Here is a 23,730-nt window from a genome sequence, read left to right on the forward strand (position 1 = left end):
TCCCCAGGCTTCCCTGAGGCGCAGGCCATCATCGTGTTTTCAACACCGGAGAACCAGTCTACGCAACAACTGCGCCTACGTCGAACCGGCCCTCTTCCGGACCCCTGCGTGTCTTCGCAAACCAACTGACAGCCGTCAGTCATATTCGCGTTCAGGCACCCCGGGGGATCCGCTGAACAGCATAGAGTAGATTTCGTCGAATCCCATATCCAGCCTTCCAGCTGCAAGCGAAGAACGGACCCGCCCATGTCTGCTGCCCGCATTTCCCAGCGCATTTCCGCCATAGCCGAATCCGCCACTCTGGCCGTCGATGCCAAGGCGAAGGCGCTGAAGGCAGCCGGCCGGCCGGTCATCGGCTTCGGCGCCGGGGAACCCGACTTTCCGACGCCCGGCTACATTGTGCAGGCCGCCATCGAGGCCGCCAGCCAGCCGAAGTACCACCGCTACTCCCCCGCCGGCGGGCTGCCGGAGCTGAAGCAGGCCATCGCGGACAAGACCTTCCGGGATTCCGGCTACAAGGCCGAGGCATCCCAGGTGCTGGTGACCAACGGCGGCAAGCAGGCCGTCTACAACACCTTCGCCACCCTCCTGGATCCGGGCGACGAGGTCATTGTTCCCACCCCGTTCTGGACCACGTACCCCGAGGCCATCCGGCTGGGCGGCGGCGTGCCGGTGGAGGTCTTCGCGGGCCCGGAGCAGGGGTACCTGGTCACCGTGGACCAGCTGGAAGCGGCCCTCACGGAGCGCACCAAGATCCTTCTCTTCGTCTCCCCCTCCAACCCCACCGGTGCCGTGTACTCGCCGGAGCAGGTCAAGGAGATCGGCCAGTGGGCAGCGTCCAAGGGCTTGTGGGTTGTCACCGACGAGATCTACGAGCACCTGACGTACGACGGCGTGCCGTTCACGTCGATCGCCACCGCAGTTCCCGAGCTCGGCGACAAGATGGTCATCCTCAACGGCGTCGCCAAGACCTATGCCATGACCGGCTGGCGCGTGGGCTGGATGATCGGGCCGGCGGACGTCATCAAGGCCGCCACCAACCTGCAGTCCCACGCGACGTCGAACGTCTCCAACATTCCCCAGGTCGCCGCCCTCGCGGCCGTATCCGGGCCGTTGACCGCCGTCGATGAGATGAAGGTGGCATTTGACCGCCGCCGCAAGGCAATCGTCGCGGGCCTGAACGCCATTGACGGCGTTGACTGCCCGACGCCGAAGGGCGCGTTCTACGTGTACGCGGACGTCCGCGCGCTGCTGGGCAAGGAGTTCCCGTCCGCGAACGGTCCGGTGCGGCCAGCCACCTCCGCCGAACTCGCGGCGCTGATCCTGGACGAGGTCGAGGTCGCTGTGGTTCCCGGCGAGGCGTTCGGCCCGTCCGGCTACCTGCGACTGTCCTACGCGCTGGGTGACGACGACCTGGCCACGGGCGTCGCCCGCCTGCAGGACTTCCTCGGCAAAGCGAAGTAGGCAGCCCCAACCCCCGATTCGCTATCCCTTTGGGTCCTTATTGCCGCGGCATAAGGACCCAAAGTGATAGCGCATCATTGGTTTAAAGGAGGCGGCGCTCGGCGGCCCAGCGGGTCAGCTCGTGGCGGCTGGAGAGCTGGAGCTTGCGCAGCACGGCAGAGACGTGGGTTTCAACGGTCTTGATCGAGATGAACAGTTCCTTGGCCACCTCCTTGTAGCTGTAGCCGCGCGCGATCAGGCGCATCACTTCGAGCTCCCGGGCCGAGAGCTTGTCCAGCTCGTCGTCGGCGATGTCCGCGGGGGCCGTGCCGAACGCGTCCAGGACGAAGCCCGCCAGCCGGGGCGAGAAGACGGCGTCGCCGCCGGCCACCCGGCGGACGGCGCTGCTGATCTCCGCACCGGAAATTGTCTTCGTCACATAGCCACGCGCGCCTGCCCGGATCACGGACACGACATCTTCCGCCGCGTCGGAGACGCTCAAAGCCAGGAACCGTGTGGTGCCCAGCAGCGGCGCCGAGCCGGCCAGGACCTCGCGTCCGCCGCCACCACGGCCGCCCGGCAGATGGACGTCAAGCAGCACGACGTCGGGGCGCTGGGCTGCGATGACGGCGATTGCCTCCTCCACGGTTCCGGCCTCCCCCGCGACGACGATGTCCGTGTCCAGGTCCGCCTTCAACCCGGAGCGGAAGATGGCGTGGTCGTCCACGATCACCACCCGAACTGGTGCCGGGCTTCCTGGCGATTGGTTTCCTGGTGCCGGGTTTCCTGGTGCTGGGCTGGTCACTGCTTGGCCTCTCCGTTGGCGTTGTTGGCCGCAGCGCCGGCGGATGCGGCGGTGGCGGGCAGCCGGAGCCGCACTTCGGTGCCGTCCGGGCTGCTGATGATGGCGGCGGTGCCGCCGTGGCGGTTCATCCGGCCGATGATCGATTCCCGAACGCCGAGCCGGTCCGGGGGAACCGCATCCGGGTCGAAGCCCGGTCCCCGGTCCTTGACGAAAACTTCTGCGGCGGCGTCGGTGACTTCGAGGTACACGGACACGGGAGCGCCGCCGTGCCGCGCGGCGTTCAGCATGGCCTCGCGGGCCGCCTGGACGAGGGCCTCGTGGCGCTGGGTCATGACGCAGTCCCCCACGCTGACCACTTCGACCGCGTGGCCCAGGGCGTCCTCGACCTCTGCGGCCGCGGACGTGATGCCTTCGGACAGCTGCCCGGATTCCTTGTCGGCGTCCCGGTACAGCCAGCCGCGCAGTTCCCGCTCCTGCGCGCGGGCCAGCCGGATGACGTCGTGCTCGTTGCCGGCCCGACGCTGGATCAGGGCGAGGGTCTGCAGCACGGAGTCATGGAGGTGGGCGGCGATCTCTGCACGCTCGGTGGCGCGCACCCGCCCGGCGCGCTCGGTCTCCAGGTCGCGCCAGAACTTCAGCCCCCATGGCAGCAGCACCAGGGCCACGCCGCCGAGCACGGCCACCGAGGCCAGGAGGGCCAACCAGGTCTGTTCCCAGGATCCCGAGCCGGACACCATCACCAGGACGCCGGCCACCACGAGGGCGAGCCCGGCTGCGAGGCGCGCCCAGCCGCCGGCCTGGTCTGCTTTGGTCTTGTCCACCAGCCCCGCCCGGCGGGTCTCGTCCAGTTGCATCCAGGCGATCGCAGCACCGCCCAGGATCGCCGCAACCGGGATCAGGGTGCCGAGGGGCACGTCGACGCCGAGGAGCCGGGCGATCAGGATCCCGGCGGCCAGCAACAGGCCTGCGCCCAGCAGGATCTCCTTGCCGAAGGGCATGCCCGGCACCTTGGACCACCAGGACCCCGGCGCCGGGGTCCCGGGTGTGCCGGCGGTCCCGGGCTTTGCTGGAACTCCGGGGGCTGCCGGGGTGGCCGGGATTCCGGGGGCGTCCGGGGAGCTGACTGCCGGGGCGATCGGCGACGCCGGGCGGCGGGCGTTGCGCCGGGCGCTTTCATCCGCTGTGGGGACCATGATCCAGAGCCAGGCGTAGAAGGCGACCCCGGCGCCGCCCGCGAGCGCAGCCACCGCCATGCCGATCCTGACCATGCGCACCGGCCAGCCCAGGTGGTTGGCGAGGCCTGCGCAAACGCCGGCAATCACGCGATCGCTGCTGCGGACCAGCGGCGGGCGGGCGGGCGCGGTTGTCATGGATCAATCCAAGCATGGATCGGGGTTCCCCGGACGCGTTTGAGGGCCCAACCGGGGGCCACTCAGGGACCGTTCAGGGTGTTCCCCAGTAGAGCCCGGCGCCGGGAACGGGAAGGATCGAAGTATGAACCCGCACACTCCGCACCCCGATGAAGGCCCGGCCTCCGCAGACCGGCCAACCACGGATGGACCCTCCGCAGAACGTCCAGACACAGAACGTCCGGACACTGACCTTCCGGACGCAGAAGTTCCGGACACGCAACGTCCAGCCACAAACCAGCCCACCGCCCCTCCAGCAGGCTCCGGGCCGGTTGGCGCGTCGCCGACGGAGCCCCGGCCGACGGAACCGCAGCCGATAGAACCCCCGCCGCTGGAGCCCCCGCCGCTTTACCCGCCCGGCGACCCGAATGGACCGTTCCCCGGCCGAGAAACCCAGAATTTCTTCGACTGGATCCGCAGCCAGGGCATCTACCGCGGACGCGACCGCTGGATCGGCGGCGTGGCCAGCGGCATAGCCCACCGGCTCGGCGTCGATCCCCTGATCATTCGCGGCGTCCTGATCGTCCTGACCGTCTTCGCCGGAATTGGCGTTCTCGCCTACGGTCTCGCCTGGGCGCTGCTGCCCGAACCTGACGGCCGAATTCACGTCCAGGAGGCCGCCGCAGGGCGGTGGACGGCCGGCATGACCGGCGCCCTCATCACCTCGGTTATCGGTTTCCCCAGCCTGGGCAGCGGTGTCTGGGGCTGGGACCGCTTCGGCTTTGGCGCCTTCGTCTGGACCGTCTTCTGGGTGGGCGGCGCCATCTACCTCGTCTACTACCTGACCCAGCGCAACAAGATCCGGAACGGAGCCACTCCCATGCCATCGCGTTACGAGTCCAGCAGCCCGGCCGGTGCCGCGACTTTCGCGGGCAGCACCGGCACCGGCACCGGGCAGCAGTCCGCGGGCAGCTTCCCGCAGGGCGGCGGCCGGGCCTATGGCTACCCCGTCGACGGCTCCGCCGTCTCCGGCGCCGGCCCGGACTGGGGACCGCCCCCGCCGTCGGGCCCCATCCCACCCGGCCCTGTTCCGCCCGGCGGCTATGGCCCGGGATCCGGGGCCACCCCGCCCCCTCCCGCCGCACCGCGCAGCCCTGGCCCCGGCACGCCGGCCGTCGCCATTACCGTCGGCTCCGCCCTCCTGGTGGGCGGCGGCATCAAGGCCCTCGACGCCGCCAACGTGATTGATCTCGGTGACGCCGGCAATGCCCTGGTCTGGGCCATCGGCGCGGCCATCCTGGGGCTCGGTATCCTGGTCGCAGGGTTGCGGGGCCGGACCTCCGGAATCCTGGGGTTCTTCGCGGTGGTGGCCCTGCTGATCGGCGCAATCTTCAGCGTGGTCCCGCACGGGGACCGGTTCCGTTTCCAGAACGCCGACTGGACGCCGTCGAGCATTGAACAGGCCAGCGGCGGCTTCGAAATCACCGGCGGCGCCGGGACCGTGGACCTGACCAAGCTGGCGCTGAATCCGCCCCTGGGCTCCGACGTCGTTGTTCCGATCGACGCGACGGCCAGCAACCTCACCGTTGTCATCCCCACCACCGTCCCCGTCCAGGTCCAGGCGGACATGACCATGGGCAACCTCCACGACGGCAACCAGGACCGCGGCGGCATGACGAAACAGCAAACCGACTACAACACCTCGCAGCCCGGCGCCCGGATGGTCCTGAAGATCTCCGGCACCGTCAGCAACGTGACCATCAAGGAAGGCAACTGACATGAGCAGCTATGACGACTCGCGGCCGGACGCCGCCGGCCAGGACCAGGAAGCGGGCTCCCCCGCCCGGGTGGGCACGGTGGTCTGGGGACTGACAGTGGTGGCACTGGCCGCGCTGATCATCATTTCCCGGCTCGGCATCGTGGCCCTCAACGGCACGTATGTCCTGATCGGCCTGATGATCGGAGCCGGGGCCGCCCTGATCGTGGGCGGACTGGTCTCGGCGAGCAGGCGTGACAATAAGCCAACGACAGGGAAGTCTTGAACCATGGATAAATTCTTCGACACCATCCGGGGCTTCGGCCTGAAACGTGGTCCGCAGCGCTGGCTTGGCGGCGTCTGCGGCGGAATTGCCGCCAAACTAAATATTGATGTGGCCTATGTCCGGATCGCCTACCTGCTCCTGAGCCTGCTCCCCGGGCCGGCATTCGTGGTCTACATCGTGGCGTGGCTGCTCCTGCCGGACCAGCGCAACGCAATCGTCCTCGAAAGCTTCCTCTCGAAGCGTGCCTCCCGGCCCTGACGTCGATCACCGGCCGCGATCACAGGCCGTCCCGGCCCCTGCGGCCTTCGGCGCCCGGCAGCTGCGCCGCACCACTAATGGGTGCCCCCGCCTTGAAGGCGGGGGCACCCTTTTGTAACCGTTTGTGTCCTGCCCCACACGCGCCACTAGACTCTAGGTGAGCTCAGCGTGGCGCTCTGCCTGTACCCCTTCAAACCAGGATTTGAGCCATACATGAAAATTGGAATCCTCACCAGCGGCGGAGACTGCCCCGGCCTGAACGCCGTCATCCGTGGCGCCGTCCTCAAGGGAATCGCGGTCCACGGCCAGCAGTTCGTAGGATTCAAGGATGGCTGGCGCGGCGTTGTTGAAGGCGACATCGTAGAGATTCCCCGCACCATGGTCCGCGGCATCGCCAAGCAGGGCGGCACCATCCTCGGCACGTCCCGCACCAACCCGTTTGAGAACGGCGGCGGACCAGACGTCATCAAAGCCAACATGGACCGGCTCGGGATCGACGCCATCATCGCCATCGGCGGCGAAGGCACCCTGGCTGCCGCAAAGCGGCTCACCGACGCCGGCCTCAAGATCGTGGGAGTGCCCAAGACCGTCGACAACGATCTCGACGCCACGGACTACACCTTCGGCTTCGACACCGCCGTGGAAATCGCCACCGAGGCAATCGACCGGCTGCGCACCACCGGAGAGTCCCACCACCGCTGCATGATTGCCGAAGTCATGGGACGGCACGTGGGCTGGATCGCCTTGCACGCCGGCATGGCCTCCGGCGCCCACGCCATCCTGATCCCGGAGCAGAAGGCCTCCATGGAACAGATCGCCGAGTGGGTCATCTCCGCCCACGACCGTGGCCGCGCCCCGCTGCTTGTCGTCGCCGAGGGGTTCGTGCCCGAAGGCCAGGAGTCCCCGCACTCGGAACGCGGCCTCGACACGTTTGGCCGCCCCCGCCTCGGCGGCATCGCCGAAATGCTGGCGCCCGAACTGGAGGCACGCACCGGCATCGAGACCCGCGCGACGGTCCTTGGCCACATCCAGCGCGGTGGCGTCCCGACGGCGTTCGACCGCGTCCTGGCCACCCGCCTGGGCATGGCGGCCATCGATTCGGTGGTGGAAAAGCGCTGGGGCACTATGGTGTCGCTGCACGGCACGGATATTGTGCACGTCGGTTTCGACGCCGCGCTCGGCAACCTCAAGTCCGTACCGCAGAGCCGCTACGACGAGGCCGCTGTACTCTTCGGCTAAGCGGCCTCATCGGCCAAGCGGCTCGCTGCCCGGCCCGGATTAGGCCGGCCCGGATCGGGTGGACTGCACGATCCGGCCGGTAGCCCGGCCCGCGGTGGGTAGGGTTGATTCATGACTCTTGAGCCCGGTTCCGCTGAAATTGTCCAGCTTGCGTGGGCGCGTCGCTTGGGGTTCGACGACGGCGCGTTCGCGGCTGCCGCCGGCGTACGGCTCACCCGGGCGGACGAGAGCGCCCGGGCGGTGCAGTTCGTCCGCCTGTTCGGCAACTCCGCCCTGGTGGGCCCGCAATGGGCGCTGGACGCCGCCGTCGGCCTCGCCGACGAGGAACTCGCCCAGCACGTAACGCTGCTGACCATCACCCGCGGGCACGGCGGCCACGGGCTGGGCGCCGCCGCGCTCTTCTTCGCCGACGACCTCCCCCTGCAGCAGCCTTCCGAGGAACTGACTGTCTCGCACGGGAACCCGGAAGCGACCGAACTGGAGACGTTCTGCCCGCCCGATGACGTCAATGAGGTGGGCCTCGCCGAACTCGAACACCGCTTTACTGTCCTGCATCTGGAAGACGGGCGCCGGACGCCCGTGGCCTGCGGGGCCTACGCCGAATGGGAAGGGCTCCTGGCCCATCTTGGCGTGCTGGTTGCGCCCGAATGGCGGCGCCGCGGCCTGGGCAAGCTGGCCGCCTCGATAGCCGCCCACGAAGCCCTGGCCGCCGGGCTGACGCTGCAGTGGCGTTCAGAGGTCAGCAACAAGGGTTCGCTGGCGCTGGCCCGCAGCCTGGGTTTCTCCGCCGGCGGCATCCAGACCAGCGTGCTGCTGGGCTGATCCGGATGCCCGGCGGGCTAGCCGCGCTCCGCGGCGGCCTTCTCCGTGCCCGCGCCGGCCGTCGCGCCGGCGCCTGCATCTGAATCGGCGCCTGACTCCGTACCCACAGCTGCGGCAGGGCCCGGCTCGCCCCAGCCTTGGACCGGCTTGGGCTTGGCGAAGAAGAGCGCCACGGCAGCGCCGAGCAGGATGACCGCCGCCGGCAGCAGGATGGATTGGGCCATCGCCGTCGAGAACCCCTCGTGGAGCGCCTCGGGCAAGGCGCCGCCGAAGCCCATCGGGCTGGCGTCTGCGCCCTCTCCGGGCCGGGCGGGGAGTTCGGCCGCCAGCCGCGCCTGGATGAGGACGGCGATAGCGGCGCTGCCGAGCACGGCGCCGATCTGGCGGGTGGTGTTGTAGACGCCCGAGCCGGCTCCGGCCTGCCGCGGCGGCAGGTTGCGCGTGACGGTGGAGCTCAACGGCGCCCAAATGCCCGCATTGGCGAAGCCCAGCACTGCACTCGGCAGCAGGAACAGCAAGATGGGCGTGTCCGGGTGCATCAGCAGGGCATTCCAGAACAGCGCCACGGACATCAGGACCAGGCCGGCCGCGGTGATGAATTTCGGGTTGACCTTGTCGATGATCCGGCCGACGACGGGGGCGAGGCCGCCCGAGATCAGCGCCATCGGCACCATCATGAGCGCCGACTGGGTCGGCGTCAGGCCGCGGACGATCTGGTAGTAGAAGATCAGCGGCAGGCTGAATGCCGTGACGGTGAAGCCCACGGTGGTGATCGCAATGTTTGCGAGCGAGAAGTTCCGGTCCTTGAAAAGGGACAGGGGCAGCAGCGGTTCGCCCTTGTTGAACCGCTGCCACAGGACAAAGACCACCAGCACGGCGATGCCGCTGATGATCAGGCCCCAGACGGTGATGGGGCCGGCGATGGTGCCCCAGTCGTACGTCTCGCCCTCCTGGATGCCGAAGACCAGCAGGAACAGGCCGAGGGCGCTAAGCAGCACGCCGGGAATGTCGAACTTGTGCGGGTGGGTGGTCAGCGAAGGGACAAAACGCTGGGCGAGGATGAAGCCGGCAATCCCGACCGGGACGTTGATGAAGAAGATCCATTCCCAGCCGAGGCCGTCCACCAGCACGCCGCCGAGGATCGGGCCGACCAGGGTGGCGACGCCGGCCGTCGCGCCCCAGATGCCCATGGCCGCGCCGCGGCGGTCCGGGGGGAAGATCCGGGTAATGACGGCCATGGTCTGCGGCGTCATCATGGCAGCGCCGAGGCCCTGGACCACGCGGGCGCCAATGAGGGTCTGGACGTCGCCGGAGAGGCCGCACCACAGCGATGCCATGGTGAAGACGACGAGTCCGGAGAGGTAGAGCTTCTTCGGTCCGAAGCGGTCGCCGAGCCGGCCTGTGATGAGGAGCGGCACGGCATAGGCGAGCAGGTAGGCGCTGGTCACCCAGATCACCGAGTTGATGTCAGTGTTGAGGCCCTCCATGATGCTCGGATTGGCCACCGAGACGATGGTGGTGTCGATCAGGATCATGAAGAAGCCGATCACCAGGGACCAGAGTGCCGGCCATGGCCGGGCTACGTTTTCCATGGGGTTCCTTAGGGGCTGGTGTGAACGTTGGGGCTAAGTGTTGGGGCGGCCAGGTCCAGGCCGGGGGGTTCTGCAAGAGTTCACCACGGCAATTCGCCGGAGCGGAGCTGGTCCTGAAGGCTGCGGATCCAGGCCATTTCGGCCTGCAGCGTGCACTGCTGGAACTGGACATCGATCCAGTACTTGCGCTCCACGCCTTTCTTCTTCAGCAGTTCCTCGCCGGAGACCAGGAAGTGGAGCTGCTCCTGCAACGCCTGGAGCCGCCGGTCGAGGAGTTCGACGACGACGCCGGCGGGCAGGTTGTAGGCCTCGGAGATGGCCAGTGGGAAGGACGGGTATTCGTTGACCGGGGCGGCCAGCATATCCTGCAGCCACTTCGTGAACGCCTCGCGACCGGCTGCCGAGATGGTGTACGTGGTGCGCTCCGGACGGTTGCCTCCCCGGTCCGTTCCCGTCGCTGCGACGAGACCCTGCTCTTCGAGCCGGCCGACGGCGTGATACAGAGTTCCTGGCCGGACCTTGACCAACCGGTCTTCGTGCCGTGCGATCAGGAGCTGGTACATCTCGTAGGGATGCATCGGTTCTTCCACGAGCAGGGAGAGTGCGGCGATACCCAGCGGTGTCAGTGCGGTTGCCCGGGCCATGGTGCCGTCCTCTTCGGTCTAAAACAGTCCTCTTCGGTCAAAACTGCGATTACTCCACTGAAGATTATTCCACGTGGAGTATTTGGGTGCAATCTTCCCCGGATCCGCCCCGGCCGAGCCTCACCCGGGCCCGGACCGGGTTTTGTTAGCCCAGAAGGGCCAGGATCTCCGTGCGGGCGAACATTTGCGCGGCGGCCCGCGCGGTGGGGGTGCCGGCGTCGGGGTCGGCCCCGGCGTCCAACAGCTCCCGGGCGACGTCCGTGTAGCCCTTGAAGACAGCGCCGGCCAGCGGCGTCTGGCCGCGGTCGTTAGGTGCGTTGGCGTCGCCGCCATGGTCCAGGATCAGCCGGACGGTGCCGGCGTGACCGTGGTAGGCCGCCAGCATGAGGAGTGAGTCGCCGGAGGAAGTGGTCAGCGTGGCCGGCGCGCCGGCGGCCAGATAGCTGCCCAGCAGCGCGGAGTTGCCCTCGCGGGCCGCGTCGAAGAGCGTGTGGGCCAGCTTCAGCGTCTCGTCGTCGGGCGCGGCGCCAACGCTGTCCGGCAGGCCCTCTTCCAATGGGGACTCGCCGCTCATCGGGTGCCCCGCAGGAAGCCGGTCTGGCGGCCCACTACCTGGCCGGCGTCGGGAGCCACAATGACTTCCTGGGCCGCGGCGTAGGGCTCGTCACCGTCCACCACGGTCAGGACATCGGCCGGGGCGACGGACCGCTTGATCACGGCCAGGGCCACGGGGCCCATTTCGTAGTGCTGCGCCACGGAAGTCACGGTGCCCACCTTGCGGTCGCCGGCACGCACCTCGCTGCCGGCGGCGGGCAGGGTGTGCTGGGAGCCGTCGAGCTGGAGGAACACGAGCCGCCGCGGCGGGTGGCCCAGGTTGTGGACGCGGGCGATCGTCTCCTGGCCCTTGTAGCAGCCCTTGGCCAGGTGCACAGCGGTGCGGAGGAGGTCGAGCTCGTGCGGGATGGTCTTGTCGTCGGTTTCCGCGCCCCACCGGGGCCGCCACGCCGCAATCCGCAGCGCTTCTGAAGCCAGGGTGCCGGCGAGGGCACGCTCGCCCACCACCGCGACCAGCTCAGCCGCGGGGACTAAGTACTCGAACCACGGCCGTTCCAGTCCGGGGTGGGCGTCCTCGCCCACCACCGCGTAGGAGTAGCCGCCGGCACCGACATGCGGCCACGGGTCTTCCCAGACCTGCAGCGCAGACCATTCCGGGATGCGCTGGGTGGAGCCGAGCACGGCCCAGTCCGCGGAGACATCGGCGATCTCGACCCGGAGCATGAACTTCATCTTGTTCAGCCATTCGGCGAGTGGGCCGGCCTCGGCTCCCTCGACGATCAGCCAGGTGGTAGCGCCGTCGTCCACCACCCGGGCGTCGAACTCGATCCGGCCCTGCACGCTCAGCAACAGCAATTCGGTGGACTGGCCGGGGGCCAGGGAAGTGAGCTGCTGGGATGACAGGGTGTTGAGCCAGCTGAGGCGGTCCGGCCCGCTGACCGTGACCACGCCGCTGTTTGAGAGATCGACGACGGCGGTGCCGGCAGCCAGCGCCCGCTGCTCCCGGAGCGGCTCGCCATAGTGGGCGGCGACGCCGGCGTCGGGACCGCTGGCCTCAACCGCGGCCGGGCGCGACAACAGGGGGCTTTTGATAGTCATATTGAAAGGAACGTCCTTAGCTCTGCGCGTATTCCGGCCCCGGCATAGAGTGCCGGGGCCGACCGGGGGCTTGCCGGACCGTGGGGCCGGCCGGCCCTAGCGGTATTCCGGATTTTCAAAGTCGAAGCGGGTGCCGGCTTTCCAGGCGTCGGGGAGGTTTCCGTAGGCGGGAATGCCGCCGGCATCCTTGAGCGTCCGTGCCAGGTGCAGCATGTTCCAGGTCATGAAGGTGGTGTTGCGGTTGGTGAAATCGCTCTCCGGACCGCCGGAACCGTCGTCGAGATAGCTGGGTCCGGGCCCCACGGGGCCAATCCACCCGGCGTCGGCCTGCGGTGGGATGGTGAAGCCGATGTGCTGGAGGCTGTACAGGACGTTCATGGCGCAATGCTTGATCCCGTCCTCATTACCGGTGATGAGGCAGCCGCCCACCTTCGGATAGTAGGCCCACTGGCCCTTCGAGTTCAGCTGCCCGGAGTGGGCGTAGAGGCGCTCGATGAGTTTCTTGGTCTGCGAGGAGTTGTCCCCCAGCCAGATGGGCCCCGCGACGACGACGATGTCCGCTTCCTCGACGGCCGGGTAGAGTTCCGGCCATTCATCGGTGGCCCAGCCGTGTTCGCGCATGTCCGGATAGACGCCGCTGGCGATGTCGTGGTCCACGGTGCGGATCACGCGGGTGGTGACGCCCTGCTTTTCCATGATCCGGCGGCTAACCTCGATCAGGCCCTGCGTGTTGGACACGTCCGGGGACTTCTTGAGGGTGCCGTTGAAGTACACGGCCTTGAGGTCGGCATAGCTGGTGCTACCGGCGTCGCTGTTGGGAGCTGTGCTGGTGCCCGTGCTGGTGGCTGCGTCATTCACGGCTTTTCTCCTCGGTCGATGCTGACAACGGAAAAATCAGTGAGAACGCGCCTTTAGCCCACTTTGGCGAGGATGGCCGAGGCGTGGGCCTCCAGGCCGCCGCCGGACGCCGAATTCTTGCCGGTGGCCACGTCCCAGCGCCACAGCAGGTTCCCTTCCACCAGCCCGAAGATCCGGGTGGCCGCCGTGTACTCCTTGGAGTGGCTGCCGCGCATCACCATGTCGGTGCTGAGCTGGATCTGGGGTCCCTTGATCTGACCGTAGTACAGCTCCGAGATCCCGCCGGGGTGGGCGATGGAGACCGAGATGTCAAAGCCGCCGTCGCTGTTGCGCAGGGCCTCGACCTCGTCGGCGCTCCTGAGCACCGGGACGATGTCCGCCGGGATCAGGCCGGGGCCGCCGTCCTCCTCGCGCTGCTTGCGCTCGAGGGCCCAGAAGCCGGTCTCGACGGTCAGTGGACGCAGCTTGGTGCCCTCGTCGTCGGTCAGCCAACTCTCGGCGCGGTACTGCAGGTAAGGCAGGCCGTTGTGCGTAAACGACACGTGCTGCAGGAAGTGCTCGGAGTCCTCGTCCCCGGCCCCCAGCCGACCGCGGCCCTCCCACTCACCAATGAGCCAGGACAGCGGAACGATTTCGGGGGTCAGATCAGTAGGGATTTCAATCGGCACAGCATCTACCTCTGGAAGCTACGGGGTCTGGAACGAGTTACTTCTGGCCTTTGAAGAGGCGGTACACGACAAAGCCGGCAAACCACGCCATGGACAGGCTGGCCACGCCAAGCAGGACAAGGAAAAAGATCTCATATGCAAGTACGGACATGATGCCATCCTAACCCTTAGTAGATGAGTAGTTTGTCTATGAAGTAGGCCAGGGAACCGACCGCCGACACCGGCCCCAGCCCCATGCCCACGGCCGCCAAAACGTTCAGGCTCTCACCGCTGAGGATCACGAGGCGCCGGAAACTCACCAGAACCGCGCCCACTACGACGCCGGCGAGCGCGGCCGGCAGCACGGCGATGTCGGAGAACACCAGGCCGGCCAGCGGCCCGGCGAGCCCCGCGCTCACGATGCCCAGCGGCGCCACGATCCGGTCAGGCCAGCGGATCAGCCCCGCCAGCAGGGCGATGGCCGCGCTGACGGCGGCGACGAGGATCATTTCGCGGACGCCGTTGAAGCGCGAGCTGGCAATCCAGCCAGCGCCCAGGCAGGACAGCAGGACACCCGAGCACGAGCCCAGGGTGGATTCGAGCCGCTGGGCCTGCCCGGTGCCCCGGATCAGTTGCATGACGAAGATGGCCATGACCCCAACCGCCATGAACGACGGCGTCCAGTCCAGGAAGCCGGGAGCCGGGAGATAGGTCGCAGCCACTGCCGACCCCACGCCGGGCAGGCCAATCAAGGCCGCGAGGGTCTTCTTCGCGGGGATGCCAAGAAAGTAAGGCCAGCCGACACCAATGCCGACGGCGAAGATGACCGCGACAGCCAGGAGGACCTCAGGCGAGGCGTAGGTGCCGGCAACTATGGCTGCGAGGCCGGCCAAGCCGATGATCCCGACGCTCCAGGGCTTCACTGTCTACTCGCCATCGGCAGACCCACCATGGTTCGTACCTTCGCTCACTGCGGACCCCAATTCGACTCGGCTCAATTTCAACGGGCCGCGGGCCCTGACGGTTCAATCCTGCCTTATATGAACGATATGTGTCGCAAAAGCAGTGACCGGAGGTGACGGGACCATGGCCGGAATGCGGCCTTTAGGTATACTCGGGATCAGCAACAAGACGCCCAATGATGCGCGGACACCCCTTGGAGGAACAATGTCGCACATCCTGCTATTGACGAACAGCACCGGAACATCAGTGGACGTCCTGCCTGCTCTGGAACTGCTGAACCACCGGGTGCATATCCTGCCGGCCGAACCCACCGCGCTGCTTGAGACTGACCCCTGCGACATCGTCCTGCTGGATGCCCGCAAGGATCTGGTCGGCGCACGTTCCCTCACCCAGCTACTCAAGGCCACAGGCCTCAGCGCCCCCTTGATGCTGATCCTCACCGAGGGCGGCATGGCCGCCGTCTCCTCGGCGTGGGCCGTGGACGACATCCTCCTGGAATCCGCGGGCCCGGCCGAAGTCGAAGCCAGGATCCGCCTCGGCGTCGCGCGCGCCGTGCCGGACAAGGAGGACGTGCCGACCGAAATCCGGGCCGCCGGCGTCGTAATTGACGAGGCCAGCTACACCGCACGGGTCAACGGGGCCGCGCTCAACCTGACCTTCAAGGAATTTGAGCTGCTGAAGTACCTGGCCCAGCACCCCGGCCGGGTGTTCACCCGCCAGCAGCTGCTGACCGAAGTCTGGGGCTACGACTACTACGGCGGCACCCGCACCGTAGACGTGCATGTCCGGCGGCTGCGCGCCAAACTGGGCGCCGACCACGAGAACCTGATCAGCACCGTCCGCAACGTCGGCTACCGCCTGACCCTGGTCCGCCAGCCCGAGGACGAACTCACCGAGGCCTGAGCGCACCAGGCCCGGACAAGCCCGCAAGCACTGCAACAAAAGAAGCAGTTAACGCAAAAGGCCCCGGACTCTGGAATCCAGAGCGCCGGGGCCTTCGTGGTGCACCCATCGGCGCACAAATTTCTCGGTAAAACGTTCTCAGTGGAGGACATACGGGTCGAACGTATCGAGGCCACCCCAGTGGTGGATCCCCCTCGCATCTGGCGCAACGCCGGACGAGATATCGACTATACACAGCCGTTCGGAGTTCAACAAAATCGGCCGCTGATGGCCAGGGACCCGATAGTCTTGCCCCAACCCGATAGCCTTGCACCATGAGCCCTGCGCACCCGGAAAACTGGCCCGTGCTTGCTGTCAAAGGAACCGTAGACAGCAGGCTGCTGCGGGACGTCGCCGCCCTTGTCGCCGCGGCGGAGGAGTCCGACGGCAATCCGCCGCTGTCCGAACAGACCCTTGTCACGCTCCGCGCCGCCGACGCGGGCGAGCATTCGGTCTTGGCCCTGGCCCTCTACGCCCCGGACGACAAGTTGGATCCCGCGACGGCGCAGGACCTCGCCGGCGTCGCCGTTGTCATCGAGGAGCCCGACGGCACCGGGATCCTCGAGATCGCCGTCCACCCCAGCTACCGGAACCAGGGCGTGGGCGACCGCCTGGTGCGCGAACTGAAAAGCGTCCGTGGCTTCGCGGGCCTGAAAGCCTGGTCCCACGGAAACCACGAGGCCGCGGCGGACCTCGCGGCCCGCTATGGCTACGGCGCCGTCCGCGAGCTGTGGAAAATGCGGCTGATGACGGCAGCGGCGGCCCTGCCGGAGGTCCGACTCCCGGAGGGCGTACAGTTCCGCACCTTCGTTCCCGGCCGGGACGAGGACGCCTGGCTGGCCGCAAACAAGGCCGCCTTCGCCCACCACCCGGAGCAGGGCAACATGACGCGCGCCGATCTGGACGCCCGGATGGCCGAACCCTGGTTTGATCCCGCAGGCTTCCTGCTGGCTGTGGACGCGGCGGACCGGCTCCTGGGGTTCCACTGGACCAAGGTGCACCCCCGGCACGGCGATCACCCTGCGATCGGGGAGGTCTATGTGGTGGGCGTGACCCCGGATGCCCAGGGCTCCGGACTGGGCAAGGCCCTCACCGTCGCCGGCATCAGGCATCTGGAGGACCTCGGGCTCCGCGCCGTCATGCTCTACGTCGATGCCGACAACGCGCCCGCCGTCGCCCTCTACCGCCGGCTCGGATTCACGCGCTGGGATGTCGATGTCATGTACGCGCCGCTGCCGCAGCAGCAATCACCGGCCGTCACCCCGGTACCCGACGGCGTTAGTCAAGTCGGCGGATGACCGCCCGGACCGGGCCGCAATCTGGGGTCATCTAGCCGTGATTGCTTGTAAGGTTGAAGCTACATCGCGCCAGCATTGAGGAGACCCTATGCCACGGGATACTGCCCGGACATCCACGTCTGAACCAGCAACGCCGGAAAAGCGGGCGCGTCCGGTACGTGCGCGCTTTGGCTCCTCCGAAGTGCCGGCCTCACGCGCCACCCAGGACCGGATCGACATTCCGGAGTTCGCGCCGACCCTGGAACCGGAGGGCGACATCCGCCCCGACCGGTTCCTGGACCGGGAGCTCAGCTGGCTCGCCTTCAACGCCAGGGTCCTGGAACTGGCCGAGGACCCCAACCTGTACCTGCTGGAGCGGGTCAGCTTCCTGTCCATCTTCGCTTCCAACCTGGACGAGTTCTTCATGGTCCGGGTGGCCGGGCTGAAGCGACGGATCGCCACGGGCCTCGCCGTCCCCTCCCCGGCCGGGCTAAGCCCCATGCAGGTTTTGGAGCAGATCGGCGAGGAGGCCCACCGGCTCCAGCAGCGCCACGCCCGGGTGTACGCCGAACAGATCCGTCCCGCCCTTGCGTACGAGCACATCCACCTCATGCACTGGGAGGAACTCGACTCCCAGGCCAAGGACCAGCTCAGTGCCATGTTCGCGGAAAAGGTCTTCCCGATCCTGACACCGCTGGCCGTGGATCCGGCGCACCCGTTCCCCTACATCTCCGGGCTGTCCCTGAACCTCGCCGTAGTGGTCCGCAACCCGGTCAGCGACAAGGAACTCTTCGCCCGGGTCAAGGTCCCTGACCAGCTCCCGCGACTGATCTCCATCGACGGCGCCCGCGCCGGCTCTGTCCCCGGGCGTGTGGCACGGTTCATCGCGCTCGAAGAAGTCATCGCCGTGCACCTGGACCAGCTGTTCGCCGGCATGGAAGTCCTGGAGCACCACATCTTCCGTGTGACCCGCAACGAGGACGTCGAGGTCGAAGAGGACGACGCCGAGAACCTCCTGCAGGCGTTGGAGAAAGAACTCCTGCGCCGCCGGTTCGGCCCACCGGTCCGGCTTGAGGTCACCAATGACATCAACCCGAACATCCGGGCCCTGCTGATCCGCGAGCTCGGCGTCGAGGAATCCGAGGTCTACTCCGTTCCGGCACCGCTGGACCTCCGCGGGCTCTCGGTGATTGCCGGGATCGACCGGGCGGACCTGCACTACCCCAAGCACGTCCCGCACACCTCGCGGTACCTCAACGAATCGGAAACCTCCAAGGCGGCCAACGTCTTTGCCGCCATGCGGCGGCGCGACATCCTCCTGCACCACCCGTACGATTCGTTCTCCACGTCCGTCCAGGCGTTCCTGGAACAGGCGGCCGCGGACCCCAAAGTCCAGGCCATCAAGCAGACCCTGTACCGCACCTCGGGGGACTCCCCGATTGTCGATGCCCTGATCGATGCCGCCGAGGCCGGCAAGCAGGTCCTGGCCCTCGTGGAGATCAAGGCCCGCTTTGACGAGCAGGCCAACATCTCCTGGGCCCGGAAACTGGAACAGGCCGGCGTCCATGTGGTGTACGGCATCGTGGGCCTGAAGACCCACTGCAAGCTTTCCCTCGTGGTCCGCCAGGAAGTGGACGGGCTGCGCCGCTACTGCCATATCGGCACCGGCAACTACCACCCCCGCACGGCCCGCTACTACGAGGACCTGGGCCTGCTGACGGCGAACGAACAGGTCGGCGAAGACCTGTCGAAGCTGTTCAACCAGCTCTCCGGCTACGCGCCGAAGTCCACGTTCAAGCGGCTGCTCGTGGCGCCGCGCTCGGTCCGGTCCGGGCTGATCGACAGGATCGAAACCGAGATCAGGAACGCCCGCGCCGGCATCGCCGCCCGCGTCCAGATCAAGGTCAACTCGATGGTGGACGAGGCCATTATCGATTCCCTGTACCGCGCGTCCCAGGCCGGGGTGCAGGTGGACGTCATTGTCCGCGGCATCTGCTCCCTGCGGCCCGGCGTTCCCGGCCTGAGCGAGAACATCACGGTCCGCTCCGTGCTGGGCCGCTTCCTGGAGCACTCCCGCGTCTTCGCCTTCGCCAATGCCGGCGACCCGGTGGTCTACATCGGTTCGGCTGACATGATGCACCGCAACCTCGACCGCCGGGTGGAGGCCCTCGTGCAGCTGACGAGCGGCGACGACACGAGCTATGTCCTGGATCTGCTTAACCGCTACATGGTCCCGGAAACCGCCAGCTGGCATTTGGACCGGCAGGGCGAATGGACCCGCCACCATCTGGCAGAAGACGGCCAGAACCTCAAGGACGTCCAGTCCTGGCTGCTCGCTTCCCGGTCCCGCCAGCGCTCGACCAGCCTGCGGTAGGGATCGTGAGTGTGAGCAGCGATGCACTGGTTGTGGACCAGACTGACCATCCCGGCGAAGAGATTGCCGTCACGGCCGCGGGGGCCATCCCCTGGCGCCTCAATTCGGCAACCCAGGACCAGCTCGAGGTCCTGCTGATTCACCGCCCGCGGTACGACGACTGGTCCTGGCCCAAAGGCAAAATCGACCCCGGTGAGACCATCCCGGAGTGCGCTGTCCGCGAGGTGGAGGAGGAGATCGGGCTCACCGCTCCCCTGGGGATCCCGCTTCCGCCCATCCACTACCATGTGCAGGCAGGGCTGAAGGTGGTCCACTACTGGGCGGTCGACGTCGACGGCGCTGCATTGTTGCCGGACGGCAGTGAAGTCGACAGCGTCATGTGGTGCCCGCCCGAGAAGGCAGCCCGCCTCCTGAGCAACCCGAGCGACATCGAACCGCTCCAGCACCTCGTGAACGCGCACGACCGCGGGGAACTGGGAACCTGGCCGCTGCTGATCGTGCGCCACGCGAAGGCCAAGCCTCGCTCGTCGTGGTCCAAGGCCGAGGGCGACCGCCCGCTGGCCGCTACCGGCATGCGGCAGGCGCAGGCGGTGGGGCGGCTTCTGCAGGCGTGGAAGCCGGCCCGGATCGTTTCAAGTCCGTGGTTGCGGTGCGTGGCCACCATCGCACCGTACGCGAAGGCGGCCGGCGCCAAGGTGAAGCTCAACGAGGCCCTCACCGAGCACCGGCACGGCCGCAGCCCGCAGAAGACGGCCGCCGTCGTCGAGGCGCTGTTCGACAAGCAGCGGGCCGTGGCCGTGTGCACGCACCGCCCGGCACTGCCGACCGTCCTGAAGCAACTCGCCAAGCACATGAACTCCCGCCTGCGGGATCTGCTGCCGTCCTCGGACCCGTACTTGGCGCCGGGCGAGATCGTGGTCTGCCATGTGGCGCGCGGCGGCAAGAACAAAGTGGTTGCGGTGGAGCGGTTCAAGCCGTTTGACGACTGAGGTCCTTGACCCCCGGGGCCCCCGAGCCTAGTTTGTATCAATAGCTTGGTACATTGCTGCTGAATCTTGGGGGATTCCATGCCGGTCCTGTTCTACCTGCCGCCGATGCTGCTGCTCGGCCCGGCGATCGCAGCGCTACTCGTCTATGCCGTGCTGCGGTGGGTGATCTGGCCGCCCGGGGCGGGAACCTCGCCGCAGAGCGTGTCGGAACACGGGCTGTGGGTGGGTGTGATCGGCTGGCTGGCGAGCTCGCTCCAGGGCGCCATGACTCTTGGCATCATCCCTGCCAATCCGTCAGCGGCCGTCGCCATGGTGAGCGCCGAGGCGATCGTCCCGGCCCTGGCATGGCCGGTCCTGGGCTGCCTGACCGTGCACGCCCTGGGCCAGGTCAGTTACCCGGGTCCGCGGCGAATGCGGCGGGAGGCCGTGCTGTCCGTGCGGCGCATCAGGGACTTCCTGCCCCGCAGGCTGGCCTTGACCACGGCGGCGATCTTCGCCTCGGCCGCCGCGGCCATCGCCCGGACCGCCACGCTGCCCGGATTCGCGGCCGTGGCTCCTAGCACGGTCAGCGACGGCCCGGACAACTACGACAACGGCGACAACTACTACTACGGCGGCGGCGACGGCCGCATCCCCGGACCGGAGGAGGCCGCTTGGCTCGGCGGCGCCTTGCTGGTGCTGGCCGTCGGGACGTGGCTGGTTTTGTGGCTGATCGCCCGCCGCCGCCAGCTGGAGTCCCTCGACGCCGCCGACAACGCTGTACTGCGGACCATCGCAATGAACCGGCTGCTGCGCACAGTGTCGACCGTGGCTGCCGGGCTGGCAGTCATCGCGGGTAACTTCGCGTCCCGTCCCGATCCCGCACAGGGGCTTACGTCGTGGTCGAACTTCGCCGGCCTCGCGGCAACCGTGGTCCTCCTCGTCATGTGGTGGTGGCGGCCCCCTCGGCTCGCGGCCGCCACCCTGGGCGTCCGGAACCGGCCGGAAACAGGGGTCGCCACCGGCCGCCAGCACGCGGCCGCCAGGCTGGTCTCGTCCCTCGGGGCGCTGCTGGGGCTGGCGGCCGCCGTGCCGCTGGCCGCCGGCGCCTTCCTCTCCCCACTCCTCACGGCTGCCGGCAGCTACGGTCTTGCGGGCATCGTGGCACTCACGGCCGCTTCCGTGCTACTGGTCATTGCCGCCGGCGAGTTCCTGTTGCAGCGCAACTACGGCAGTCCCGAAGCGCCGCGCGGCTGGCCGCGGCAACCAGTGAGCCCCGCCCTGCTGACCACGGCTGTCCTGGCGCTGCTCGCCTTCCTTGCCGTCCTGGGTGTTACCGCGGTGGGGCAGGCGCGCCTCGCCGAAGGCCCGGGCTGGGTGCCGGTCGGGCTGCTCACGGCCGGAGCGTGCGTTGCCTCCCTGCCGGCGTTCCTCACGGCCAGGTCCCGCCACGGCGTCCGCGATGCCCCGCGGGGCCTGGATGCCGCCCTGCGCGCGATCACCCTCCACCGGACCGTGCGGACCCTCGCGGCCACCCTCACAGTCCAGGCCGCAGCACTGCTGCTGACCCAGAGCCAGGCGTGGGCGGCAGTGTTCGGGCCGGACGCGTTCGGGACCGTCAATCCGGCCGCCGCAACATGGTGGCCGGCAACCCTGGCGGGCTCCGTCCTGGGCGCCGCGGCCCTGGTCATCGCCGTCATCCCTGTCCGTACTCTCGCCCGGGCACGGACCACTCAGGCCCCGCGGCCGGACAAAGAGCCCGCCACGTGAACGCAGGGATCTCCATCAACCTGCGATCCCCCGTTCCCCCCTTCGAACAGATCCGGGCGCAGATCACGTCCCTCATCACCGTCGGGACGCTGGCACCGGGAACCCGGCTGCCGACAGTCCGCAGCCTTGCGTCGGACTTGGGTCTAGCGGCCGGGACAGTCGCGCGGGCCTACAAGGAACTCGAACTGGCGGGACTGACCGAAACACGGCGGCGCAACGGCACTGTGGTCGCGGGGACCCCTGCCCCGCCGGCCCGTCCGGACGCCCCGGGGCGCGGGGCTGCCACCGCGGAGGTAATCGCCGCCGTCGACCGCTATATTGCGGAAGGCCGCAGTGCCGGGCTGGACGACGCCGCCCTGCTGGAGATCCTCCGGGCGAGACAGGGTTGGTCACACGAATAAGGGAGCCGGCGAGTTCTCAGTAGACTGGAACCGTGAGCATTCCTACGCCCTATGAAGACCTCCTGCGCGACGTCCTCGAGCACGGCACGCACAAATCAGACCGCACCGGAACCGGCACCCTCAGCGTTTTTGGCCGCCAGCTCCGCTTTGACCTGAGCAAGAGCTTCCCGCTCATCACCACCAAGCGGGTGCACTTCAAGTCCGTGGCCGTGGAGCTGCTCTGGTTCCTCCGCGGCGACACGAACGTCAAATGGATGCAGGACCAGGGCGTCACCATCTGGGACGAATGGGCCGACGCCGACGGCGAACTCGGTCCCGTTTACGGGGTCCAGTGGCGTTCCTGGCCCACGCCCGACGGCGGCCACATCGACCAGATCGCCGAACTCATCGAGAACCTGAAGTCCAACCCGGACTCGCGCCGGCACATCGTCTCGGCGTGGAATGTCTCCGAACTCAAGGACATGGCACTGCCCCCGTGCCACGCGTTCTTCCAGTTCTACGTGGCCGACGGCAAGCTCTCCTGCCAGCTGTACCAGCGCTCGGCGGACACCTTCCTGGGCGTGCCGTTCAACATCGCGTCCTACGCCCTGCTCACGCGCATGATCGCGCAGCAGACCGGCCTGGAACCGGGCGAATTCGTCTGGACCGGCGGGGACGTCCACATCTATGACAACCACATGGACCAGGTCCTCAAACAGCTCGCCCGCGAGCCCTACGACTACCCCCAGCTGAACATCACCCGCAAGCCGGACTCCATCTTCGACTACACCCTCGAGGACTTCGAGGTGGTCGGCTACCAGCACCATCCGACGATTAAGGCCCCGATAGCCGTATGAGCCACGAAGCCACCCCGGGCGTGCAGCCTGGCGATTTCACTGAACAACTCCGCGCGTCCACTACTGGCCTGGGGCTGGTCTGGGCCCAGACCAGCACCGGGGTCATCGGCCAGGCCGGTGCCATGCCATGGCACCTGCCCGAGGACATGAGGCACTTCAGCAGCCTCACCTCCGGGCACCCGGTCATCATGGGACGCAAGACCTGGGAGTCCTTCCCGGACAAGTACCGCCCGCTGCCCGACCGGACAAACATCGTCATCACCCGCCAGGCCGCCTGGCGCGACACCCCCGGCGCGGCGGGCGCCGTCGCGGTCGCGTCGCTCGATGACGCTTTGCTCGAATCCCAGTTCGTGCCCGGCCATGAGATGGTCTGGATCATTGGCGGCGGCGAGATATTTGCGCAGGCGCTGGACCTTGCCGACGTCGCCGTCGTGACCACCATCGACACCACCGCCGAGGGGGACACGTTCGCTCCCGAGCTCGGCTACGACTGGACCGCCTCCGCCAGCCTCCCGGCCAGCGGCTGGCTAACCTCCGCCAACGGCACCCGCTACCGGATGACGCTGTGGCGCCGGACGGAGCCCAAGTAATGCTGCGCAAGCCGGAGACACTCTTTGTCCTGGGGTACATGCTCCTGCCCCTGCTCGCGTTGCTCTCGGCCATCGTGGGACTGACCATGATCCTGGGCGGCAACAAGATCCTTGGGGCGATCGTGCTCGTGGTGGTCACCCAGGTTTTCACCTTCGGGGCGGTCTTTGCGCTGCGCCGGCGCAAGGCGGCGCTGCTGGAAGAGCCGCGCGGGGAATAAAACCCGTGACGTAACCGACTGCGCCGGGCGGGCTGTGAA

General features: G+C 67.9%; 24 protein-coding genes. 15 read left to right on the forward strand and 9 right to left on the reverse strand.

Features of this window, described 5'->3' with window-relative positions; genetic code table 11:
* Positions 1 to 246 precede the first annotated feature (246 nt).
* Entirely contained in the window at positions 247 to 1,464 is a 1,218-nt protein-coding gene (locus tag M2428_RS12625; protein ID WP_277526290.1) for a pyridoxal phosphate-dependent aminotransferase, read from the forward strand.
* Between the two features lie 82 nt (positions 1,465 to 1,546).
* Here the strand turns inward: M2428_RS12625 and M2428_RS12630 are convergent, their stop codons facing one another.
* Both M2428_RS12630 and M2428_RS12635 read right to left on the reverse strand, forming a co-directional pair.
* On the reverse strand, positions 1,547 to 2,179 hold the full coding sequence (locus M2428_RS12630) for a response regulator transcription factor (RefSeq protein WP_277526472.1): 633 nt from the start codon (positions 2,177 to 2,179) through the stop codon (positions 1,547 to 1,549).
* Positions 2,180 to 2,244: 65 nt separating this feature from the next.
* The gene (locus tag M2428_RS12635) at positions 2,245 to 3,618 is read right to left on the reverse strand and encodes a PspC domain-containing protein (protein ID WP_277526291.1); all 1,374 of its coding nucleotides are present in this window, start codon (positions 3,616 to 3,618) and stop codon (positions 2,245 to 2,247) included.
* Positions 3,619 to 3,742: 124 nt separating this feature from the next.
* Here M2428_RS12635 and M2428_RS12640 point away from each other — a divergent pair, with 124 nt between their 5' ends.
* The 5 genes from M2428_RS12640 (at position 3,743) to M2428_RS12660 (ending at position 7,958) form a co-directional block, all read left to right on the forward strand.
* Positions 3,743 to 5,374 carry a PspC domain-containing protein gene (locus M2428_RS12640; protein ID WP_277526292.1) on the forward strand — a complete coding sequence of 544 codons (1,632 nt, stop codon included), beginning with the start codon at positions 3,743 to 3,745 and terminating at the stop codon, positions 5,372 to 5,374.
* A 1-nt stretch (position 5,375) separates the two neighbouring features.
* Entirely contained in the window at positions 5,376 to 5,639 is a 264-nt protein-coding gene (locus M2428_RS12645; protein WP_277526293.1) for a hypothetical protein, read from the forward strand.
* A 3-nt stretch (positions 5,640 to 5,642) separates the two neighbouring features.
* Entirely contained in the window at positions 5,643 to 5,897 is a 255-nt protein-coding gene (locus M2428_RS12650) for a PspC domain-containing protein (protein ID WP_277526294.1), read from the forward strand.
* Positions 5,898 to 6,110: 213 nt separating this feature from the next.
* Positions 6,111 to 7,136 (forward strand): 6-phosphofructokinase, encoded by a 1,026-nt coding sequence (locus M2428_RS12655; RefSeq protein WP_277526295.1) that lies wholly within the window; start codon positions 6,111 to 6,113, stop codon positions 7,134 to 7,136.
* Between the two features lie 111 nt (positions 7,137 to 7,247).
* Positions 7,248 to 7,958 carry a GNAT family N-acetyltransferase gene (locus M2428_RS12660; protein WP_277526296.1) on the forward strand — a complete coding sequence of 237 codons (711 nt, stop codon included), beginning with the start codon at positions 7,248 to 7,250 and terminating at the stop codon, positions 7,956 to 7,958.
* A 17-nt stretch (positions 7,959 to 7,975) separates the two neighbouring features.
* On the opposite strand, the gene M2428_RS12665 is transcribed toward M2428_RS12660, so the two are convergent.
* The 7 genes from M2428_RS12665 to M2428_RS12695 all read right to left on the reverse strand — a co-directional run bounded on the left by M2428_RS12665 (position 7,976) and on the right by M2428_RS12695 (position 14,275).
* Positions 7,976 to 9,550, reverse strand: coding sequence for an MFS transporter (locus M2428_RS12665; protein ID WP_277526297.1), 1,575 nt, complete (start codon positions 9,548 to 9,550; stop codon positions 7,976 to 7,978).
* Positions 9,551 to 9,630: 80 nt separating this feature from the next.
* The gene (locus M2428_RS12670) at positions 9,631 to 10,194 is read right to left on the reverse strand and encodes a PadR family transcriptional regulator (protein ID WP_277526298.1); all 564 of its coding nucleotides are present in this window, start codon (positions 10,192 to 10,194) and stop codon (positions 9,631 to 9,633) included.
* Positions 10,195 to 10,339: 145 nt separating this feature from the next.
* Positions 10,340 to 10,768 carry an ankyrin repeat domain-containing protein gene (locus M2428_RS12675; protein ID WP_277526299.1) on the reverse strand — a complete coding sequence of 143 codons (429 nt, stop codon included), beginning with the start codon at positions 10,766 to 10,768 and terminating at the stop codon, positions 10,340 to 10,342.
* On the reverse strand, positions 10,765 to 11,847 hold the full coding sequence (locus tag M2428_RS12680; protein ID WP_277526300.1) for a glycine cleavage T C-terminal barrel domain-containing protein: 1,083 nt from the start codon (positions 11,845 to 11,847) through the stop codon (positions 10,765 to 10,767). Before M2428_RS12680 ends, M2428_RS12675 begins: the two co-directional genes overlap by 4 nt.
* Before the next feature lie 96 nt (positions 11,848 to 11,943).
* Entirely contained in the window at positions 11,944 to 12,621 is a 678-nt protein-coding gene (locus tag M2428_RS12685) for a flavodoxin family protein (RefSeq protein ID WP_277526473.1), read from the reverse strand.
* Positions 12,622 to 12,758: 137 nt separating this feature from the next.
* Positions 12,759 to 13,373, reverse strand: a complete 615-nt coding sequence (locus tag M2428_RS12690; protein WP_277526301.1) for an FABP family protein — start codon at positions 13,371 to 13,373, stop codon at positions 12,759 to 12,761.
* A gap of 167 nt (positions 13,374 to 13,540) precedes the next feature.
* The gene (locus M2428_RS12695; RefSeq protein WP_277526302.1) at positions 13,541 to 14,275 is read right to left on the reverse strand and encodes a permease; all 735 of its coding nucleotides are present in this window, start codon (positions 14,273 to 14,275) and stop codon (positions 13,541 to 13,543) included.
* A gap of 244 nt (positions 14,276 to 14,519) precedes the next feature.
* Between M2428_RS12695 and M2428_RS12700 the strand changes: the two genes are divergently transcribed.
* The 9 genes from M2428_RS12700 (at position 14,520) to M2428_RS12740 (ending at position 23,691) form a co-directional block, all read left to right on the forward strand.
* On the forward strand, positions 14,520 to 15,218 hold the full coding sequence (locus tag M2428_RS12700) for a response regulator transcription factor (protein WP_277526303.1): 699 nt from the start codon (positions 14,520 to 14,522) through the stop codon (positions 15,216 to 15,218).
* 314 nt (positions 15,219 to 15,532) lie between these two features.
* Positions 15,533 to 16,555: a mycothiol synthase gene (mshD, locus tag M2428_RS12705; RefSeq protein ID WP_277526304.1), complete on the forward strand. Its 1,023-nt coding sequence runs from the start codon at positions 15,533 to 15,535 to the stop codon at positions 16,553 to 16,555.
* Between the two features lie 88 nt (positions 16,556 to 16,643).
* Positions 16,644 to 18,908: an RNA degradosome polyphosphate kinase gene (locus M2428_RS12710; protein WP_277526305.1), complete on the forward strand. Its 2,265-nt coding sequence runs from the start codon at positions 16,644 to 16,646 to the stop codon at positions 18,906 to 18,908.
* Between the two features lie 11 nt (positions 18,909 to 18,919).
* On the forward strand, positions 18,920 to 19,897 hold the full coding sequence (locus M2428_RS12715) for an NUDIX hydrolase (RefSeq protein ID WP_277526306.1): 978 nt from the start codon (positions 18,920 to 18,922) through the stop codon (positions 19,895 to 19,897).
* A 78-nt stretch (positions 19,898 to 19,975) separates the two neighbouring features.
* Complete coding sequence (locus tag M2428_RS12720; protein ID WP_277526307.1) at positions 19,976 to 21,646, forward strand: hypothetical protein; 1,671 nt, start codon at positions 19,976 to 19,978, stop codon at positions 21,644 to 21,646.
* Positions 21,643 to 22,047 (forward strand): GntR family transcriptional regulator, encoded by a 405-nt coding sequence (locus M2428_RS12725; RefSeq protein ID WP_277526308.1) that lies wholly within the window; start codon positions 21,643 to 21,645, stop codon positions 22,045 to 22,047. The genes M2428_RS12720 and M2428_RS12725 overlap by 4 nt, the downstream gene beginning before the upstream one ends.
* Positions 22,048 to 22,079: 32 nt before the next feature.
* Positions 22,080 to 22,883 (forward strand): thymidylate synthase, encoded by an 804-nt coding sequence (locus M2428_RS12730; protein WP_079550143.1) that lies wholly within the window; start codon positions 22,080 to 22,082, stop codon positions 22,881 to 22,883.
* The gene (locus M2428_RS12735; RefSeq protein WP_277526309.1) at positions 22,880 to 23,473 is read left to right on the forward strand and encodes a dihydrofolate reductase; all 594 of its coding nucleotides are present in this window, start codon (positions 22,880 to 22,882) and stop codon (positions 23,471 to 23,473) included. Before M2428_RS12730 ends, M2428_RS12735 begins: the two co-directional genes overlap by 4 nt.
* Positions 23,473 to 23,691 carry an NF038396 family protein gene (locus M2428_RS12740; protein WP_090575192.1) on the forward strand — a complete coding sequence of 73 codons (219 nt, stop codon included), beginning with the start codon at positions 23,473 to 23,475 and terminating at the stop codon, positions 23,689 to 23,691. The genes M2428_RS12735 and M2428_RS12740 overlap by 1 nt, the downstream gene beginning before the upstream one ends.
* The last annotated feature ends 39 nt before the right edge of the window (positions 23,692 to 23,730 follow it).

Origin of the sequence: Arthrobacter sp. ES3-54 (assembly GCF_029504395.1) — a bacterium.
Taxonomy (GTDB): domain Bacteria; phylum Actinomycetota; class Actinomycetes; order Actinomycetales; family Micrococcaceae; genus Arthrobacter.

Excerpts from the sequence above, each read along its gene's own strand:
- M2428_RS12660 (WP_277526296.1), top strand. The coding sequence starts at position 7,248 with ATGACTCTTGAGCCCGGTTCCGCTGAAATTGTCCAGCTTGCGTGGGCG.
- mshD (WP_277526304.1), top strand. The coding sequence starts at position 15,533 with ATGAGCCCTGCGCACCCGGAAAACTGGCCCGTGCTTGCTGTCAAAGGA.
- M2428_RS12680 (WP_277526300.1), bottom strand. The coding sequence starts at position 11,847 with ATGACTATCAAAAGCCCCCTGTTGTCGCGCCCGGCCGCGGTTGAGGCC.
- M2428_RS12740 (WP_090575192.1), top strand. The coding sequence starts at position 23,473 with ATGCTGCGCAAGCCGGAGACACTCTTTGTCCTGGGGTACATGCTCCTG.
- M2428_RS12665 (WP_277526297.1), bottom strand. The coding sequence starts at position 9,550 with ATGGAAAACGTAGCCCGGCCATGGCCGGCACTCTGGTCCCTGGTGATC.
- M2428_RS12650 (WP_277526294.1), top strand. The coding sequence starts at position 5,643 with ATGGATAAATTCTTCGACACCATCCGGGGCTTCGGCCTGAAACGTGGT.
- M2428_RS12700 (WP_277526303.1), top strand. The coding sequence starts at position 14,520 with ATGTCGCACATCCTGCTATTGACGAACAGCACCGGAACATCAGTGGAC.
- M2428_RS12670 (WP_277526298.1), bottom strand. The coding sequence starts at position 10,194 with ATGGCCCGGGCAACCGCACTGACACCGCTGGGTATCGCCGCACTCTCC.
- M2428_RS12710 (WP_277526305.1), top strand. The coding sequence starts at position 16,644 with ATGCCACGGGATACTGCCCGGACATCCACGTCTGAACCAGCAACGCCG.
- M2428_RS12645 (WP_277526293.1), top strand. The coding sequence starts at position 5,376 with ATGAGCAGCTATGACGACTCGCGGCCGGACGCCGCCGGCCAGGACCAG.
- M2428_RS12640 (WP_277526292.1), top strand. The coding sequence starts at position 3,743 with ATGAACCCGCACACTCCGCACCCCGATGAAGGCCCGGCCTCCGCAGAC.
- M2428_RS12625 (WP_277526290.1), top strand. The coding sequence starts at position 247 with ATGTCTGCTGCCCGCATTTCCCAGCGCATTTCCGCCATAGCCGAATCC.
- M2428_RS12735 (WP_277526309.1), top strand. The coding sequence starts at position 22,880 with ATGAGCCACGAAGCCACCCCGGGCGTGCAGCCTGGCGATTTCACTGAA.
- M2428_RS12655 (WP_277526295.1), top strand. The coding sequence starts at position 6,111 with ATGAAAATTGGAATCCTCACCAGCGGCGGAGACTGCCCCGGCCTGAAC.
- M2428_RS12720 (WP_277526307.1), top strand. The coding sequence starts at position 19,976 with ATGCCGGTCCTGTTCTACCTGCCGCCGATGCTGCTGCTCGGCCCGGCG.
- M2428_RS12675 (WP_277526299.1), bottom strand. The coding sequence starts at position 10,768 with ATGAGCGGCGAGTCCCCATTGGAAGAGGGCCTGCCGGACAGCGTTGGC.
- M2428_RS12635 (WP_277526291.1), bottom strand. The coding sequence starts at position 3,618 with ATGACAACCGCGCCCGCCCGCCCGCCGCTGGTCCGCAGCAGCGATCGC.